Raw genomic sequence first — 17,083 nt, 5'->3', positions numbered from 1 at the left:
AAGGCCTGCACGTCGCCGGGCAGGGCCAGGTCGCGGGTGCCGCCGCCGTCGATCTTGGCCAGGCCGATGGTCGGGATGGCCTGCTGCTGGGTCCAGGACTTCTGACCCTGGTCGGCGCTGACCCGGGTGACCAGGCCGCCGACGACCACCACCGCGGCGACGCCGCCGGCGATCATCGCGACCAGCTTGAGGCGGCCGGGGGAGACGTGGACGACCACCGGGGTCGTGTTGTCGTGCGCCGTGCTTTGGGGCGCATCCAGGGTGGACGTTGAATCAGGCATAGGACTCTCCCGAGATCGGCGCAGGGGCGACCGCGTGGGCCCGGCGGCCATGCACCAGGCTGAAGACCACGGGGACGAACATCAGGGTGGCGATGGTGGCGAAGATCAGCCCGCCGATCACGGCGCGGCCGAGCGGCGCGTTCTGCTCGCCGCCTTCGCCGAGGCCGAGCGCCATGGGCGCCATGCCGATGATCATGGCGAGCGCCGTCATGACCACGGGGCGGAAGCGGGTGTAGCCGGCTTCGGTGGCGGCGCGTACGGCGTCGCCGGTGGCGTCGAGCCGCTCGCGGGCGAAGCTGATCACCAGCACTGAGTTGGCGGTCGCCACCCCCATGCACATGATCGCCCCGGTGAGGGCTGGCACCGAAAGTGTGGTGCCGGTGGCGAACAGGATCCAGACGATCCCAGCCAGGGCCGCGGGCAGCGCCGTGATGATCACGAACGGGTCCAGCCACGATTGGAAATTCACGACGATCAGCAGGTAGATCAGCACGATCGCCGCCAGCAGCCCGAAGAAGAGGCCCGAGAAAGCGTCGTTCATGGTCACCATCTGGCCCCGCAGGGTGATTGTGGCGCCTCTCGGCCGGTCCTTGGCGGCGTCCTTCAGGATCTTGTTGATGTCGGCCGTCACCGAACCAAGGTCGCGGTCCTGGGTGGTGGCGAAGATGTCGATCACCGGCTGGGCGTTGTAGTGGCTGGACACGGCCGGCGCGCTATCGCGGGTGATGACACCCAGGCCGCCCAGCATCAGGGTGGGATTGGCGCCGGGGTTCGACCCGTTGATCGGCACGCTCTCCAGGCTGGCGATGGACGACAGCCGGAACTCCGGTGTCTGGGCCACGATCGGATAGGAAACGCCGGTCTGCGGGTTCACCCAGAAGGTGGGCGCATTCTGAGAGCTGCCGGAGAGCGTAGTCACCAGGCTGTTGGTCACGTCCCGTTCGGCCAAGCCCAGCTGGGCGATGCGGGCGCGGTCCACATCGACCCGCAGCTCCGGTCCGCCTTCCGGCTGCTGCATACGCACGTCAGCCAGGCCGCGCACCTGGGTCATCTTGCGCAGCAGCATGTTGGCGTAGGCGCGGTTGGCGCTGGCGTTGGGGCCGGACACCTGCAGATCGATGGGCGCCGGCGAGCCAAAATTGAGGATCTGGCTGACGATGTCGGCCGGCAGGAACGCGAAGGTGGTGCCGGGATAGTCACGTGGCAGCACCACGCGCAGCGTCTTCACATAGGCAGCCGTCGCATGGTGGTGCGGCTTCAGGCTGACGTAGATGTCGCCGTCCTGCGGTCCGATCACGCCGGAGTTCGAATAGACCATGTTGATGGAGCTGTTCGGGATTCCGATGTTGTCAACGATCGAGCTGACCTCGTCGGCAGGGATCTCCTGACGGATCGTCGCCTCGATACGGCGGAACTCCTGCGAGGCGTCTTCCAGTCGCGTCCCCACGGGGGCCCGGACGTGAATGGTCATCTGGCCGGCGTCCACCGACGGGAAGAAGTTCGACCCCAGGAAAGGCGCCAGGCCGAAGGAGACGATGACGACGCCCAGGAAGCTGATCAGGAACGGTCGGCGCGCGCCCATCGCCCGCTCCAGCAGGCCCGCATAGACCGAGCGCACCTTGCCAAAGCCCGCCTCGAAGCGGCGCTGGAACCGCGCCAGCGGATTTCGAGGCCCCTCGACGTGATCGCCCAACACGTGGGGCCTCAAGAGGTACATGGCCATCGTCGGGACCAGGGTCCGCGACAGGATGAACGACGCGATCATCGCGTAGACGACTGACATCGCCATGGGCACGAACAGGAAGCCCGCGACGCCTTTCAGCAGGAACATCGGCACGAAGACGATGCAGACACAGAGCATGGAGACGAAGGCCGGCGTGACGATCTGCTGGGCGCCGTCGAGGATGGCGCTGCGGACGTCCTTGCCCTGCTCCAGGTGCCAGTTGATGTTTTCGATCGTGACCGTCGCGTCGTCCACGAGGATGCCCACGGCCAGAGCCAGGCCGCCCAGGGTCATGATGTTCAGGGTCTGGCCGGTCACCGCCAGCGCCGCGATCGCCGCCAGCACGGCCAGGGGAATCGAGACCGCGATGATCACGGTCGAGCGCCAGCTGCCAAGGAACAGCAAGATCATCAGGCTGGTGAGCGCCGCGGCGATGGCGCCTTCCCTCACCACGCTGGAGATCGCGCCCTTCACGAACAGCGACTGGTCGTTGAGCGCGGTGATCTTGAAGGTCGTCGGAAGCTGTTCAGCCAGGCCGGGAAGCTTGTCCTTCACCCCCTGGACCACCGCCAGCGTCGAGGCTGAGCCGGTCTTCAGCACGGTCGACAGCACCGCGCGGCCGCCATCCACATGGACGATGTTGGTCTGCGGCGGGGCGCCGTCGCGTACCTGGCCCACGTCGTGGATGAAGATGGTCGCGCCGTTGACCGTCTTGATCGGCAGGTCGTTCAGGTCGGCGATCGTGTCGGCGGCGTCGTTGAGCCGGATGTTGTACTGGTAGGAGCCGATCTTCACGAAGCCGACCGGCAGGATCTGGTTCTGGGCGGCGAGGGCGTTGGTCACGTCGTTGGCCGAGACGCCCTTGGACTGCAGCAACTGCGGGTCCAGGTCGATCTGGATCTGGCGCAGCTGTCCCCCATAGGGATAGGGCGTGGCGGCGCCTGGCACCGTGGTGAGGACCGGTCGGATCACCACCTGACTCAGGTCGAACAGCTTCTGCTCGGAGAGCGTCTTGTCGGAATCCGCCAGTTGCAGGATCGGCACTGTGGCGGCGGAATAGTTGAGCACCAGCGGCGGCGTCACGCCGGCCGGCATCTGCTTGATGGAGGACTGCGCGGTCGCGGTGACCTGGGCAGTCGCCGTGCGGATATCGACCCCCGGCTGGAAGTAGATCTTGATGATCCCGATGCCCGGAAGCGACTGGCTCTCGGTGTGCTCCACGTCGTTGACGGTGGTCGTCAGGAACCGCTCGAACGGTGTGACGATGCGATTGGACATCTCCCCGGGCGAGAGCCCCGCGAAGTTGAACGCCACCCCGATCACCGGAACCCGGATATCCGGGAAGATGTCGGTAGGGGTGCGCAGCGCCGCCATGATCCCAGCGATCATGATCAGCACCGCCATGACGACAAAGGTGTACGGGCGCGCGAGCGCAATGCGGACAAGAGCGTTCAAGCGAGCCGGGCTCCGGGCGGTAAAGACGCGGGCAGCGCGCACGCCGGGCGGCGCGTTTGGACAGCCCGGCGGTGCTTTGGACCCAGTGCGGCCGCCAAGGCCAATGAAGATGTTTTTAAGTTCGCCGTTCTCTCAGGCTTCGAAGCCGCGCGGCCAACAGTTCAGCGCCACGCGCAGCCCCGGCCTCGCGTCCTCCAGGACCAGGGTGAAATGGTGCAGCCGCGCGATCGCCGTGACGATGCTGAGTCCCAAGCCCGAGCCCGGCTCGGTGCGGGTGCGGGCGGCGCGATAGAAACGTTGCAGAACCGCCTCGCGCTCGGCCTCCGGCACGCCTGGGCCGTTGTCGGCGACCTCGATGCGCGGGCCCTCCGGGCGCACGGTCAGCCGCACGCCCACCCGCCCGCCGGTGGGCGTGAACTTCAGCGCGTTGTCGACCAGATTGCTCACTGCCTCGAACAGCAGGGTCGGGTCGGCCTGCACCGCCGGGGCGTCGGCGGCGATGTCGGCGACGAGCGCGATCTCGCGGTCTTCCGCCGCCGGCTCGTGCAACTCGATCACGTGCTCCAGCACGCTCTGCAGACGCACCGGCTCGAAGAAGGCCTGGCGGTCCCGCCGCTCGATCTCGCCGATCCGCTGCAAGGCGCGGAAACGGGTCAGGAGCTCGTCCGTCTCGGCCAGGGCCTGATCGACCATCTCCCGCTCGGCGCCCTCGAGCCTGGTCTCCTGATGCACCCGCCAGAGCAGGGCCCGCAGGCGGTTCAGCGGCGTGCGCAGGTCGTGCGCGACGTTCTCGCCGACGCTCTTCACCTCCCAGAGCAGCCGCTCGGCCTCGTCCATCATGGCGTTGGCGACGCCGGCCAGCATGTCGATCTCGTCGCGCCGACGCGAAACCGGCAGGCGTACGCCCAACTCACCCTTAAGCGCCGCGCGGCTGGCGTCGCGCAGGTCGTCAATCCGCTGCAGGGGCCGGAGGCTGAGCGCCGCGGCCGCGGCCAGGCCAAGCACCAGGATCAGTCCGCCGCTGAGCGCCAGGGCGTTGACGATGATGCTGCGAAGGCCGGTCAGCACGAGGGCGTCGTGGCCCACGAATAGGATCTCGCCCCAGGGCATCCGCTCGACCAGGGCCCGCGAGCCCGGCTGCAGATTGGATACGTGGATCTCGCGCGGCACGCCGTCGATCGGCAGGTGCGCCGGCAGGGTCTTCACATTGCCGCAGATCCAGATGCCCTCGGCGGAGAAGAGGCCATAGTAGCCTATGTGGCGCGCGTCCGTGGCCACCGCCTCCGTGACCCGCTCGGGCAGGCGCTCGGCGCCGCCGGCGATCAGATTGCGCGCTTCGGAGACGACGATGCCGTCGATCTGGCGCGCGAGATAGCCGGCGGTCTGCTGATAGATCAGGCCCAGCAGAGCCATCAGGGCCAGCGCGAAGACAGCGCCATTGAGCAGCGTCAGCCGGAACGGCGTCGTCCGCCAGAGCTCACTCGGGCGCATTGAGGGCGAAGCCTGAACCGCGGATGGTTTGAATCATCGCCGGCAGGCCCGGACGGTCGATCTTGCGCCGTAGCCGGCCCAGATGCACGTCGATCAGATTGGTGCCGGGGTCGAAATGGTAGCCCCAGATGGCCTCGAAGATCATCGTGCGCGTCAGCACCTGGCCGGAATTTCGCATCATATATTCCAGCAGCTTGAACTCCGTCGGCATCAGCCGAATCTCCGCCCCCGCACGATGGGCCGTGCGGCTGATCAGGTCGAGGTCCAGATCGCCGACGCTGAGATTGAGGGTCGGCGCGGGCGCGGAGCGCCGGCGCAGCAGCACCTCGATCCGCGCCGCCAGTTCCTCGGAGGCGAAGGGCTTGGTCATGTAGTCGTCGCCGCCGGCGCGCAGGCCGCGGATGCGTTCGTCCACGTCGCTGAGCGCACTGATCATCAGCACGGGTACGTCGATGCCGACGCCGCGCATGGCGGTGACGATGGCCAAGCCATCGACGTTGGGCAGCAGCCGGTCCAGGATTACCGCGTCGAAGGCGCCGCTCAGGGCGCGGTCGAGCCCTACCGCGCCGTCCGCCGTCCACTCGATCTCGAACCCGTGCTGCCCGAGCTCGGCGACTATCTCCTTGCCGGTGGTGGCGTCGTCTTCGATCGCCAGGATCTTCGCCATCGCGGCTCCCGCCTTGGGCTTGCCCTCGCCGGTCTGTAGCGCGAAACCGTCGGCTCGCCCATAACAGGGCAAATCGACCGGGAGGAACCGCTTGGGCGCCGCCGCCGTCTCGCAGACCAAGACTTCAGGCCGTTTCGCCGGCATGCGCCTGCTGCGCGGCGGCGCCTTCCTGATGGGGTCCGAGGATTTCTACGCCGACGAGCGGCCGGTGCGAGCGGCCACGGTCGGCGATTTCTGGATCGACGAGACACCGGTGACCAACGCCGCCTTCGCCCGTTTCGTGGCGGCCACCGGCTACGTCACCTTCGCCGAGATCGCGCCGGATCCGCGCGACTATCCGGGGATGGACCCTGCCATGGCGCGAGCCGGATCGCTGGTGTTTTGGCCGCCGGATGGTCCAGTGGACCTGAAGGGCCCGGCGACCTGGTGGCGGTTCGTGTTCGGGGCCTATTGGGAGAAGCCGCTCGGCCCCGAGGGGCCTGACGCCCTGCCCGACCATCCGGCGGTCCACATCGCCCATGTCGACGCCAGCGCCTACGCCAGCTGGGCGCGCAAGGCTCTGCCCAGCGAGGCGCAGTGGGAATACGCCGCGCGCAGCGGCCTGGAGGGCGCGGCCTATGCCTGGGGCGACGACTTCGAGCCGGGCGGCGTCAGCCTGGCCAAAACCTGGCAGGGCGTCTTCCCGCATGACAACCGCGCCGGGCCGGGCCTGGAGCGCACCTCGCCGGTCGGCGCCTATCCGCCCAATGGCTTCGGACTCCACGACATGATCGGCAATGTCTGGGAATGGACGGACGACTTCTACGCCCTGCCGTCCACACCCGGCGCCAGCTGCTGCGGCAAGCCGCGCTCCGAAGCGCTCGCGGCGGCGGAAAGCTGCGATCCCAACTCGCCGGTGGCCGGCATCCCGCGCCGGGTGGCCAAGGGCGGTTCGCACCTCTGCGCCCCCAACTACTGCCAGCGCTACCGTCCCGCCGCGCGATGGCCCCAACCGATCGACACAACCACATCGCATGTGGGCTTCCGCTGCGTCGTGCCGCGATGACGATCGGCGACCGCCTGTGACTTCCGTGGATGCCTGGGAGGCGGCGGGAGAAGCTGGCGGTTCGCGGACCTCGCGCCGGCGCTGAATCAGCGCGTCGACAGGCCCGTCAGCAATGTCAGGATCGCCGCGCGAATCTCCGGAGACCTGATCTTGCCGAACGCCGCCAGCAGAAGTGCAGCGTCGCTTTCGGGATCGGTCGGCGGGGCAGCCGGGTCGACATCGTGCAGGATCTGCATCACCGGCATGGCCAAGGCCTCGGACAGCTTGACCAGCATGCTGGCCGAGACCCGGTTGGCGCCGTTCTCGTATTTCTGGACCTGCTGGAAGGTTATCCCGAGCTTGCCGCCCAGCGCCGACTGCGAGAGCCCCAGTTCGCGGCGCCGGCGGCGGATGCGCTCCCCGAGCGCGACGTCCGTAGCTCCGCTGCGCGGTGTTCGAGACTCGGCGGCCATCTAGGCTCCTGGCATAGCGCGTCGGGCGTCGCGTAGAGGCTGCCGGAACCGGATACGCTTGTTAAGAGAACAAGCTTTACCGAACGGCGTTTTGGCCCGTGAATCGGCTATAGCGAAGGGGGGCGCCCCTAGCTACAGCGCGGGGGTTGCGCTCCGACCGATCGACCCGCAACCATGCCGCGAACAATGCGTCGCTCTTGGACGCCACGCCCCGGCGCCGCCGGTGCGAATGGAAGGAAGAAAAAGATTCCGAAGGACTTCGCCGAGCATCAATACGTCACCGTCCCGGCCGTGCACTGAGCCGGCCGCCGCATGTGTGACACCCTTGTCGCCCTGGCAGGCTCGACCGCGCGCGGGGCGACCCTGTTCGCCAAGAACAGCGACCGCGAGCGCAACGAGGCGCAGGGGCTGGAAATGACCCCGCGCCGCATCGGTGGCGGGGCGCTGAAGCTGACCTACATAACCATCCCCGATGTGATGGAGACCCACGCCTGCTTGCTCAGCCGGCCGTTCTGGATGTGGGGCGCGGAGATGGGCGCCAACGAATATGGCGTGACGATCGGCAATGAGGCCCTGCACGCCAAGACCCCGGCCCAGCGCAAGCGCGCGCTCACCGGCATGGATCTCGTGCGGCTGGGCCTGGAGCGGGCCACGACGGCGGCAGAGGCCGTGGAGGTGATCACCGAACTCCTGGAACAATATGGCCAGGGCGGCGACTGCGGACACCTGGGGCGCTTCTACTACAACAACGGCTTCATCATCGCCGACCCGAACGAGGCCTATGTGCTGGAGACCGCCGGGCGCTGGTGGGCCTTCGAGCGGGTGCGTCGCCATCGAGCGCTCTCCAACGCCTATTCCATCGGCAAGTCCTACGATGCGGTCAGCCAGGACCTCGCGGCCCACGCCCGCGCCGAGGGCTGGACCGGGTTCGGCGGCCGATTCGACGTGGCGGCCCATCTGATCGACGAGGAGCGCGACGCAGTGAGCTTCGGTCGCGGCCGCTGCGCGCGGGGCAACGCCCTGCTTGCCAAGGAAGCCCCGTGGCTCGGTCCCAGCGAGATGATGGCGATCCTGCGCGACCACGGCGAGGCGCGCGACTGGAGCCCGGCCAATGCCGTTGGACGCACGATCTGCATGCACGCCGCACAGGGGGCAAGGCGAAGTCAGTCGGTGGCCTCGATGGTCAGCGAGTTGCGCCCCGGCCGGACGGTCCACTGGGTCACCGGCGCCGCGGCGCCCTGCACTGGCGTCTTCAAGCCGGTGCTGTTCGAGACCGGCCTGCCCATCTACGAGCCGGAGCCCAACGACTGGTACGATCCGCAGTGCCTCTGGTGGCGACATGAGGAGCTGCACCGCGCCATGCTGCGCGATCTTCCGGCGGCGCTTGCCGAAATCTCGGGCGATCGCGACCGGCTGGAGACCGGCTTTATCGCCCAGATCGACGCGGCCTTCGCCGGGGGCCCGGAGGCGTTGCACGAGGCCGTCGTCGAGTGCTGGCGGGAGGCCGAGGCCTTCGAGACGCATTTGGCGAAAACGTTTCTGGGGCGCGGCTCGCCGGGCGCCAGCCGCCATGCGAAGAGCTGGGCCCGACTCAATCATCTGGCGGGCCTGCCGCGAACCTGATTTCGTAGGCGCGAGCACCAAAGGGCCGCGCGCATGAACGACATCTCCGACCGCCTGAATCGCCCGGACCTCGACGCTTTCTGGATGCCGTTCACCGCCAACCGGCAGTTCAAGGCCGATCCGCGCCTGATCGTCGGCGCCAAGGGGATCTACTACCGCACCGAGGACGGCCGCGAAGTGATCGACGGCTCGTCGGGCCTTTGGTGCGTCAACGCCGGGCACGGCCGCGAGGAGATCGCCACGGCGGTCAGCCAGCAGCTGATGACCCTGGACTACGCCCCCTCATTCCAGATGGGTCACCCGCTGGCCTTCGACTTCGCCACGGCGCTGGCCAAGCTCGCGCCTGCGGGCCTCGACCGCATCTTCTTCACCAACTCCGGCTCGGAGTCGGTGGATACGGCGCTGAAGATCGCGCTCGCCTACCACCGCGCCCGCGGCGACGGCCAACGCACCCGGCTGATCGGCCGCGAGAAGGGCTACCATGGGGTTGGCTTCGGCGGCATCTCGGTCGGCGGCCTGGTCAACAACCGCCGCGCCTTCCTGACGCTGCCGGGCGCCGAGCACCTGGTCCACACCCACGACCTGGCAAGGAACGCCTTCTCCAGGGGCCAGCCGGCGCTCGGCGCGGACAAGGCGGACGACCTGGAGCGGCTGGTGGCCCTTCATGGCGCGGAGACCATCGCCGCGGTCATCGTCGAGCCGGTGGTCGGATCGGCGGGCGTGATGCCGCCGCCGGTGGGCTATCTGGAGCGCCTGCGCGAACTCTGCACGAAGCACGGCGTCCTGCTGATTTTCGACGAAGTGATCACCGGGTTCGGACGACTGGGCGCGCCCTTTGCCAGCCAGTTCTTCGGCGTCACCCCCGACATCATGACCACCGCCAAGGGGGTGACCAACGGCGCCTTTCCCATGGGCGCGGTGTTCGCCAGCCGCGCAGTCCACGACGCCATGATGACCGGGCCGAACAACGCCATGGAACTGTTTCATGGCTACACCTATTCCGGCCACCCGGCGGCCTGCGCCGCGGGCCTGGCGACCCTCGACATATACCGCCGCGAGGGCCTTCTGACCCGCGCAGCCGAATTGTCCCCGACCTGGGAGGCCGCCCTCCACAGCCTGCGCGACTGTCCGAACGTGATCGACATCCGCAACCTCGGCCTGATGGGCGCGGTGGAGCTGGCGCCGCGTCCCGACGCGCCTGGCGCGCGCGGCTATGAGGTGCTGGTCCACGCCCTACAGGCCGGTGCGCTGATTCGCACCACGGGCGACACGATCGCCATGTCTCCGCCGCTGACCATCACGGAGGAGGAGATCGAGCGGCTGGTGGCGATCCTGCGAAGCGTGCTGATCGGCGTCGCTTAGGGCTGTCCGGCACGAAGAAGTTGCGACAGCGGTGGCCGCGGCCCTCGCGGCGCACTATTTGCGGAGCTTCCTAACAGGAGAAACGCCCTTGTCCCTCTCGCTCTACGACGCCTCGATCCCGGTCTTCGCGACCATGCTGAAGAACCTCAACCATTTCCTGGACAAGGCGCAGACCTTCGCTGCTGACGAGCACGTGGAGCTCTCCACCCTGACGGCCAGCAGTTTGGGCCACGGCATGGCGGACTTCACCCGCCAGATCCAGCTGGCCAGCGACGCGGCCAAGAGCGGCGCCGCGCGCCTCGCCGGGGTCGAGCCGCCGCCGATGCCCGACACCGAGACCACCTTCGCCGAACTCCACGAGCGCATCGCCAAGACCATCGCTTTCGTGGAGTCGATCCAACGCGATCAGGTCGACGGCAAGGAAGCCCGCGTCATCACGCTCACCTTCCCCGGCCGCACCATGGAGTTCACCGGTCAGAGCTTCCTCTTGACCTTCAACATGCCGAACTTCCTGTTCCACGTGACCACGGCCTACGCGATCCTGCGCAAGGAAGGCGTGCCGCTCGGCAAGATGGACTTCCTGGCCGGCGCCCAGATGGCGGCGATGGCGGCCTAAGCGCGCGCCACCTCAGGTTTCGTCATCCTCCGGTCAGCCCATGGCTGATCCGGGGGACCCTTGATCTCCGTGTCGCGAACAAGAACGCGGCGGCTGGGCCCGGAGACGATCCTCAGCGATTGAGATCATGGATCTCCCGGATCGCCTCTTAGGGCGACCGGAGGATGACGAGGGTTTTTGGGAAAGAGAGCCGCCGGCAAGGGGTGGCTTAGGTCTCATGGCATCCAGTTTGCCTTCGGGTGCGCGCTTCAGCCTTTGACCTTGGCCTCTAGCGCTCTCTTGAGGTCAGCCGGCAAGGGATGCGACCTTTCGGCGATCTCGCGCATGCTCCGCTTGAAGTCCTCGAACGCCTCATCGACAGGCGTCTGATCCGGGCGCATGGGCTTTTCGACCATGCGTCTAGTTCATCACCCTTGCAGCCGACCTTCAAACACAAACCGCGCCACCGGCTCCCGCCCGCTGGGGACCTCCCGGGCCCGGTAGGCCTCCGGCAGCACGCTCGCATCCGTCGGCCGGCCGATGGCGATGGCGGCCTCCACTTGATAGTCGGCCTCCGGCGCACCCAGCGCTTTGTGAGCCTCCGCCGGCCAGAATCCGCCCATGCCGTGGGCCGCCCAGCCGAGGTGCTGGGCCTGCAGCGCGAGATAGGCCCAGGCGGCGCCGGCGTCGAAGCTGTGGCTGCGGTTGGGCATCGGCTCCGCGTCCGGCTTGCGGCGGAAGCGGTCGGACAGCACGTACGCCAGCACCGAGGCGTTGGCGACCCAGACCTGGTTCATGTCCATCAAGGCGCCGAACAGTGGGTCCCACTGCGGCGTACCGCGGCGCGCGTAGACGAAACGCCAGGGCTGCGTGTTGCTGGCCGAGGGCGCCCATCGCGCCGCCTCGAACAGCGACATCAGCACCTCATCCGGCATCTCCTCGCCCGTGAAGGCGCGCGGCGACCAGCGGTGGAGGAAGATCGGGTCGATGTCGTGGTCGGCGGTGCGGGTGTTATAGGTGATGGGCACGGGCTCAGCGCTTCCCGATGTGGGCGATCGTCGCGATCTCCACCAGGAAGTCGGGTTTGACCAGGCCGCACTGGATGCAGAACCGTGCCGGCTTGTCGCCCGGGAAATACTCCGCATAGACCTTGTTGACGGTGGCGTAGTCGGCCCAGTCCTTCACAAAGATGTGGTTCATGGTGACGTCGTCCATGGTCCCGCCAGCGGTCTCGATCACCGACTTGATGGTCTCCAGCACCTGCCGGGTCTGGGCCTCGGCGTCGCCCACGTGGTTGACGTTGTTGTCCTTGTCGAAGGCCAGGGTCCCGGAGACATAGACCACGCCGTCGGCCAGGGTTCCCGGCGAGAAGGGCGCGATCGGCTTCTGGGTCCCGGGCGGCAGGACGATGGTCTTGGGCATGCGGTCTTCCTCTATTTGGCGGGCGGAGCCTGGCCGATGGTCCCGCAGAAATCGGCAGTGTTGCTCACCCAGCCGAAGAATTTCTCGACGTTGTAGACGCTGGCTTCCTGCAGGAATGCGGGGCCGGCCTGATGGGTGGCGTCCTCCAGCAGCACGCCGAAATATTCCAGGTGATATCCGTCGCGCAGGGTCGACTCCACGCAGACGTTGGTGGCGATCCCGCAGAAAGCCAGGTTCTTGATCCCCCGTGCACGGAGCATGGAATCGAGCGCGGTGTTGAAGAAGGCCGAATAGCGCGGCTTGGGGATGACGATGTCGCCCTTCTGGGGCTTCAGCTTGTCGACCAGCGCGTAGTCCCAGGTCCCCTTGGCCAGCAGAGTCCCCTCCAGCTCCGGCTGGTCGCGCATGGTCTTCAGCGCATTGGACTTCCACCAGTTGGGCGAGCCCGGCCCGCCGGCCTCGGCGTAGTCCGGGTCCCAGCCGTTCTGGAAATAGACGATCTGCACCCCCGCGCCCCGCGCGGCCTCGATGGCCAGCGCGATCCTGTCGATCACCGCGCCTGCGCCGCCGATATCGAAGCCGGCGATGTCCAGATAGCCGCCTTCCGAGGCATAGGCGTTCTGCATGTCGACCACGATCAGCGCGGTCTCGCCGGGGTTGATCGGCAGGTTCTCGGGGCGGGCCGGGAGCGTGACGGCGCCTTCGCGCGGGACGGTGGGACGGTCAGGCTGGGACATTGGCGCGGCTCTTCATCTTGGGCTGGATCCTCGTCCCGAAATCGTCGACGCCCCGGATGAAGTCGTCGAAGACCAGCAGGACGCCCTTGGTGTCTGGCACGTTCGCCACTTCGTCCAGCATCCTGGCCACGCTCTCATAGGACCCCACCAGGGTGCCCATGTTGAGGTTCACCGCAGACTCCGGGGCGGCGAGTTGGGTGGTGTTGGTGTTGCTGGTGCCGCCTTGCGCGTTGGGCGCGGCCTGGTTGGTCAGCCAGGCCAGGGCCTGCTGATCGGCGCCGTCCCGGTACAGCTGCCATTTCGCCAAGGCCTTCTCGTCGGTCTCGTCAGCGATGATCATGAACAGGATGTAGGAGCCGACATCGCGGCCGGTCTTGGCCTTGGCGGCCGCCAGCCGGGCGTTGACGGGGGCGAAGGCGGTGGGCGTATTGGTCCCCTTGCCGAGGGCGAAACTATAGTCCGCATACTGCGCGGTGAAAGCCAGGCCCTCGTCGCTGGAGCCGGCGCAGATGATCTTCACGTCGTGCGGTTTCGGACTGACCCTGCAGTCCTCCATCTGCAGATACTGACCCTTGAAGTCACTGACTCCGGTCTCCATCAGCTCCTTCAGCACCGTCGCGTATTCGGCCAGGTAGTTGTAGCGGTCCTTGTAGTGGCTCTCGCCCGGCCACAGGCCCATCTGGTCGTATTCCGCCTTCTGCCAGCCGGTGATCAGGTTGATGCCGAACCGGCCCGGACCGGCGATGGAGTCGATGGTGGACGCCATCCGTGCGGCGATCGCCGGCGGCAAGGTCAGCGTCGCGGCGGTGGCGTAGATCTTGATCCGGCTGGTGACGGCCGCGAGACCCGCCATCAGCGTGAAGCTCTCCAGGTTATGCTCCCAGAACTCCGTCTTCCCGCCGAAGCCGCGCAGCTTGATCATCGAGAGCGCGAAGTCGAACCCATAGCTTTCCGCCTTCTGGACGATCGTCTTGTTCAGCTCGAACGTCGGCATGTACTGCGGCGAGGTCTCGGAGATGAGCCAGCCGTTGTTGCCGATCGGGATGAAGACACCGATGTCCATGCCAGCTGTCTCCTCGAAGCGCGCGCGGACGCCGATCAGGCGCGCAATTGCGCGACCTTGGCAAGCCGTCGAGCGGACTATCCCGGCGCGGCGCCCACCGCCGACGCATCCTTGTGCGCCGGCCTGACGTAGACATAGGCGACCCGACCGTCCGTGGCCTGCAGGCATCGGGTGATCTCGGTGATCGCCTCGGTGATCAGGGCGGTGGACGACTGCGGCCGGAAGGTCAGCGTCAGCGCCACCAGGATCGCGCCCGGGCCCAAATGCAGGGTGGCGATCTCGTCGAGCTGGGTGATGCAATCTATCGCCGCCAGGGTCTCCTTCAGCCGCTCCATGACGAACGGCGCGACGGCCTCGCCGGCGATCAGGCTGCGGGTCTCGTTGGCCAGGACGAAGGCCACGCAGGTGAGCAGCAGGCCGATGGCGATCGACGCGGCTCCATCGGCCCAGGCGATGTGGAAGAAGCTCGTCGCGATCACGCCGGCGGCCGCCAGGGCAATGCCGATCAGCGCCGCGGAGTCCTCCAGCAGCACCGAGACCATTCCCGGGTCTTTGGAGAGGTGGATGAACGTCCACAGACGGATCGGGGCGCCGCGCACGATCCGTTTGTATTCGCGATAGCCGGTGCGGAACGAGGTCCCCTCGAACACCGCCGACACCGCCAGCACGCCCAGGCTGATCCAGGGCGAGACGACTTCGGAGGGGTGGGCGATGTGGCGCACGCCTTCGTAGACCGATAGCACCCCGCCCAGGAAGAACACCATCAGGGCGACGATGAACGACCAGAAATAGGTCTCCATGCCGTAGCCCAGGGGATGGCTGTCGTCGGGGCGGCGGCGCCCACGCACCTGTCCCACCAGCAGCAGGAGCTGGTCGCCGGTGTCCACCAGCGAATGGATCGCTTCGGTCAGCATGGCGGTCGAGCCGGATATCGCCGCCGCCGCGAATTTCGCCAGGGCGATGACGCTGTTGCCGGCGAGCGCCGTCAGGACCACTCGCGTGGAGCCTTGGGCCATGCCTGATCCTCTCCTGATCCCGGGGGATCAGGCCGCTATCGTCCGTGATGCGTCAACTCAGCCGGCCGGCAGCATGGCCACGACGGAGTTGGTCTTGGCGATGAACTTAACGCCTTTCAGGTGCTCGACGGGATAGGGCGACCAGGCGCCCTTCACCTCGATCGGCGTCGCTGCGGCGGCCCCAGGCGTGGCCGGCTTGTCGGCCACGACGTCGACCTCGTAGACACCGTCCTTGGGCGGAGCGGCGTTGATGCGGGGCACGAAGCCGGCGTTCTTGTAGCCCGGCATGCCGACGCCGCCGCTGGCCTGCATTTCCAGCACGCCGGCCTTGCCGACCTTGACGGTGGCGGTGTCAACTTTCGAGATCTGTTCCTGTCCGGCGTAGAATTGCGCCTGGCGGGCCATCGACTTGGGCGGCGCCGGCGGCGCGGCGGCCGTGTCCTCGGATTTGGAGCTATCACAGGCGGCAAGGCCGAGGGCGGCGAACAGGCCCGCGGCCAGGATCACACGACGCATAGACATCCTCCCATTTATCATTGGCTGCGAGGGTGCGCCCGGTCGCGGCTGCGCCGCAAGCTTAACGTTGGGGCGCGCTCGCCGCCGCCTCGGGCTTGGGTTAGGACTGGTCCAACAAGCGATGCGGAGGGCGTTGTCATGGATCGGGGTCTGATGGCGGGCGTGTGCGCGGCGGCCCTGGCGCTGGCGCCCGGACTGGCCGCCGGCGCCAAGGCGGCCCAGCCGTGGATGAACCCCAAGCTGAGCCCCGACGCCCGCGCGGACCTCGTGCTGGCCAAACTCACCCTCGACCAGCAGATCGCGCTCCTGCATGGCAGCATGCCGGTGTTCATGGGCGCCAAGCGACCGCCGGGGGTCTCGATCTCGGCGGGCTACATGCCGGGCGTTCCCGAACTCCACATCCCCGACCTGACCGAGAGCGACGCCAGCCTCGGCGTGGCCAACGCGGGGCGCAAGGACGATGACGCCACGCCGCTCCCCTCCGGCATGGCGCTGGCCGCCACGTGGGACGCCAAGACCGCCTTCGTCTCGGGCGCCATGATCGGCAAGGAGGCGCGACAGAAGGGCTTCAACACCCTGCTGGCCGGCGGCGCGAACCTGCTGCGCGATCCGCGTAATGGCCGCAATTTCGAATATCTCGGCGAGGACCCGCTGCTGGCCGGGACCCTCGCCGGCGCGACCATCAAGGGCATCCAGTCCAACCACATCGTCTCCACCGCCAAGCATTTCGCGCTCAACGACCAGGAGACCGGGCGCATGGTGCTGGACGCCCAGATCGACGAGGCGGCGTTCCGAGAGAGCGACCTGCTGGCCTTCGAGATCGCCATCGAGACCGGCCATCCGGGCTCGGTGATGTGCGCCTATAACCGGGTTGGCGGGACCTATGCCTGCGAGAACCCGTTCCTGCTGACCGACGTGCTGCGGGCTGACTGGAAATACCCCGGCTGGACGATGAGCGACTGGGGCGCAGTGCACGGCGTCGCCGCCGCCAAGGCCGGCCTCGACCAGGAAAGCGGTCAGCAGCTCGACAAGCAGATCTATTTCGACAAGCCGCTGACGGCGGCGGTGGCCAGCGGCGAGCTCTCCAAGGCCCGAATCCACGAGATGGCCCACCGCTACCTCAGGAGCCTGTTCGCCGCCGGCGTCATCGATCATCCGGTCACCCCCGGCGGTCTCGACACCGCTGCGGATTCCCAGGTCGCCGGCCGCGCCGCGGAGCAGGGGATCGTGCTGCTCAAGAACAACGACTTCCTGCTGCCGCTGATGGCGTCCGCGAAGCGGATCGCGGTGATCGGCGGCCACGCGGACATCGGCGTGGTTTCCGGCGGCGGCTCCTCGCAGGTGATCCCGCTCGGCTCGAAAAGCTTCCCCAAGCCCAGGGGCGCGCCGCAGTGGGGCGGCGGGGAGGTCTACTATCCCTCCGCGCCGCTGGCTGCGATCAAGGCGCGCTCACCGAACGCCAAGGTCGCCTTCGACGACGGCGCCGATCCGGCCGCCGCTGCCGCGGTCGCCAAGGGCGCCGACGTGGTGGTGGTCTTCGCCACCCAATGGTCCACCGAGGGCATGGACATCGCCATGGCCCTGGACGGCGAGCAGGACGCCCTGATCGCCGCGGTCACGGCGGCCAATCCGAAG

General features: G+C 67.7%; 15 protein-coding genes and 1 pseudogene. 5 read left to right on the top strand and 11 right to left on the bottom strand.

The features are described 5' to 3' along the window. The 4 genes and pseudogenes from E8A12_RS17415 to E8A12_RS17400 form a co-directional block, all read right to left on the bottom strand. Positions 1-281 (bottom strand): annotated as a pseudogene (locus E8A12_RS17415) (hypothetical protein); the annotation flags it as partial. After that, entirely contained in the window at positions 274-3,459 is a 3,186-nt protein-coding gene (locus E8A12_RS17410; protein ID WP_293371138.1) for an efflux RND transporter permease subunit, read from the bottom strand. The gene E8A12_RS17410 and the pseudogene E8A12_RS17415, both read right to left, overlap by 8 nt. A 132-nt stretch (positions 3,460-3,591) precedes the next feature. Next, positions 3,592-4,950, bottom strand: a complete 1,359-nt coding sequence (locus E8A12_RS17405; protein WP_293371136.1) for a HAMP domain-containing sensor histidine kinase — start codon at positions 4,948-4,950, stop codon at positions 3,592-3,594. Next, positions 4,937-5,617, bottom strand: a complete 681-nt coding sequence (locus tag E8A12_RS17400; protein WP_293371134.1) for a response regulator transcription factor — start codon at positions 5,615-5,617, stop codon at positions 4,937-4,939. Before E8A12_RS17400 ends, E8A12_RS17405 begins: the two co-directional genes overlap by 14 nt. 91 nt (positions 5,618-5,708) lie before the next feature. Between E8A12_RS17400 and E8A12_RS17395 the strand changes: the two genes are divergently transcribed. After that, a complete protein-coding gene (locus E8A12_RS17395; RefSeq protein WP_293371132.1) occupies positions 5,709-6,662 on the top strand; it encodes a formylglycine-generating enzyme family protein in 954 nt (317 codons plus the stop codon). Between the two features lie 86 nt (positions 6,663-6,748). Here E8A12_RS17395 and E8A12_RS17390 read toward each other — a convergent pair whose 3' ends face one another. Beyond that, positions 6,749-7,114, bottom strand: a complete 366-nt coding sequence (locus E8A12_RS17390) for a helix-turn-helix transcriptional regulator (protein ID WP_293371130.1) — start codon at positions 7,112-7,114, stop codon at positions 6,749-6,751. Positions 7,115-7,426: 312 nt separating this feature from the next. Between E8A12_RS17390 and E8A12_RS17385 the strand changes: the two genes are divergently transcribed. From E8A12_RS17385 to E8A12_RS17375, 3 genes are all read left to right on the top strand, one after another. After that, positions 7,427-8,737 carry a C69 family dipeptidase gene (locus tag E8A12_RS17385; RefSeq protein ID WP_293371128.1) on the top strand — a complete coding sequence of 437 codons (1,311 nt, stop codon included), beginning with the start codon at positions 7,427-7,429 and terminating at the stop codon, positions 8,735-8,737. 33 nt (positions 8,738-8,770) lie between these two features. Continuing rightward, entirely contained in the window at positions 8,771-10,099 is a 1,329-nt protein-coding gene (locus E8A12_RS17380) for an aspartate aminotransferase family protein (RefSeq protein ID WP_293371126.1), read from the top strand. 88 nt (positions 10,100-10,187) lie between these two features. After that, positions 10,188-10,715, top strand: coding sequence for a DUF1993 domain-containing protein (locus tag E8A12_RS17375; RefSeq protein ID WP_293371124.1), 528 nt, complete (start codon positions 10,188-10,190; stop codon positions 10,713-10,715). A gap of 407 nt (positions 10,716-11,122) precedes the next feature. Here E8A12_RS17375 and E8A12_RS17370 read toward each other — a convergent pair whose 3' ends face one another. From E8A12_RS17370 to E8A12_RS17345, 6 genes are all read right to left on the bottom strand, one after another. Then, positions 11,123-11,722, bottom strand: coding sequence for a nitroreductase family protein (locus tag E8A12_RS17370; protein ID WP_293371122.1), 600 nt, complete (start codon positions 11,720-11,722; stop codon positions 11,123-11,125). A 4-nt stretch (positions 11,723-11,726) separates the two neighbouring features. After that, a complete protein-coding gene (gene rutC / locus E8A12_RS17365; protein WP_293371120.1) occupies positions 11,727-12,116 on the bottom strand; it encodes a pyrimidine utilization protein C in 390 nt (129 codons plus the stop codon). Between the two features lie 11 nt (positions 12,117-12,127). Then, positions 12,128-12,853, bottom strand: a complete 726-nt coding sequence (rutB, locus tag E8A12_RS17360) for a pyrimidine utilization protein B (RefSeq protein WP_293371118.1) — start codon at positions 12,851-12,853, stop codon at positions 12,128-12,130. Next, positions 12,840-13,916 (bottom strand): pyrimidine utilization protein A, encoded by a 1,077-nt coding sequence (gene rutA / locus E8A12_RS17355; protein ID WP_293371116.1) that lies wholly within the window; start codon positions 13,914-13,916, stop codon positions 12,840-12,842. The genes rutB and rutA overlap by 14 nt, the downstream gene beginning before the upstream one ends. A gap of 77 nt (positions 13,917-13,993) precedes the next feature. Further along, positions 13,994-14,932 carry a cation diffusion facilitator family transporter gene (locus E8A12_RS17350; protein ID WP_293371114.1) on the bottom strand — a complete coding sequence of 313 codons (939 nt, stop codon included), beginning with the start codon at positions 14,930-14,932 and terminating at the stop codon, positions 13,994-13,996. Positions 14,933-14,989: 57 nt separating this feature from the next. Further along, positions 14,990-15,448, bottom strand: a complete 459-nt coding sequence (locus E8A12_RS17345) for a hypothetical protein (protein WP_293371112.1) — start codon at positions 15,446-15,448, stop codon at positions 14,990-14,992. A gap of 138 nt (positions 15,449-15,586) precedes the next feature. On the opposite strand from E8A12_RS17345, the gene E8A12_RS17340 reads away from it, so the two are divergent. Further along, the coding region (locus tag E8A12_RS17340) for a glycoside hydrolase family 3 protein (protein WP_293371110.1) at positions 15,587-17,083 on the top strand (1,497 nt) is incomplete at its 3' end.

This window comes from Phenylobacterium sp., from assembly GCF_004799395.1.
Taxonomy (GTDB): Bacteria; Pseudomonadota; Alphaproteobacteria; order Caulobacterales; family Caulobacteraceae; genus Phenylobacterium.
Note: the sequence above shows the minus strand (reverse complement) of the source record. Positions and strands in the feature narration are given on the sequence as shown.